The 456-nt window shown below is 64.9% G+C and carries 1 protein-coding gene; it reads left to right on the top strand.

Translation table 11 applies throughout. The features are described 5' to 3' along the window. The coding region (locus tag AC0AIB_RS31250) for a glycoside hydrolase family 2 TIM barrel-domain containing protein (RefSeq protein ID WP_465098085.1) at window positions 1-456 on the top strand (456 nt) is incomplete at both ends.

Genomic DNA, 456 nt, shown 5'->3' with positions numbered 1-456 from the left:
GTACGTGGGGCACCGACGCCACCACGAAGCCGCTTCTGGACACCGCGGCATCCCACGGCATCAAGGTGATCGCCGGGTTCTGGCTGCAGCCGGGCGGCGGCCCCGGCAGCGGCGGCTGTGTGAACTACCTGACGGACACCGCCTACAAGAACGACATGCTCGCCGAGTTCCCGAAGTGGGTGGAGACCTACAAGGACCATGAGGGCGTCCTCATGTGGAACGTCGGCAACGAATCCGTGATCGGCCTGCAGAACTGCTACAGCGGCGACGAACTGGAGCAGCAGCGCGACGCGTACACCACTTTCGTCAACGAGATCGCCAAGAAGATCCACGCGGTCGACCCGGACCACCCGGTCACCTCGACCGACGCCTGGACCGGGGCCTGGCCGTACTACAAGAAGAACGCGCCCGATCTCGACCTGTACGCGGTGAACTCCTACGACGCCGTCTGCGACA

The organism is Micromonospora sp. DSM 43699, assembly GCF_055517075.1.
This window is presented reverse-complemented; position numbering and strand designations above follow the sequence as displayed.